This is a genomic window from Halomonas sp. ND22Bw, assembly GCF_003011945.1.
Lineage (GTDB): Bacteria > Pseudomonadota > Gammaproteobacteria > Pseudomonadales > Halomonadaceae > Halomonas > Halomonas halophila.
On record NZ_PXWD01001265.1, the window covers coordinates 1 to 257 of the forward strand.

Consider the following 257-nt stretch of genomic DNA (forward strand, 5'->3'; position numbering starts at 1 on the left):
GGAAGATCGCTATCTGCTGGCGGGCGAAAGCTATCAGGACATGTTCGCCCGCGTCTCGACCGCTTTCTCGGACGACGCCGAGCACGCCCAGCGCCTTTATGACTATATGAGCCGCCTGTGGTTCATGCCGGCGACGCCGGTGCTGTCGAACGGCGGCACCGGTCGCGGCCTGCCGATCAGCTGCTATCTCAATTCGGTGCCCGACAGCCTCGACGGCATCGTGCGGACGTGGAACGAGAATGTCTGGCTCGCGTCGC

Annotated in this window: 1 protein-coding gene; it reads left to right on the forward strand. The window is 64.2% G+C overall.

Annotated elements, in window-relative coordinates:
- A partial coding sequence (locus tag CVH10_RS22245) for a ribonucleotide reductase N-terminal alpha domain-containing protein (RefSeq protein WP_369335969.1) occupies positions 1–257 on the forward strand: 257 nt, incomplete at both ends.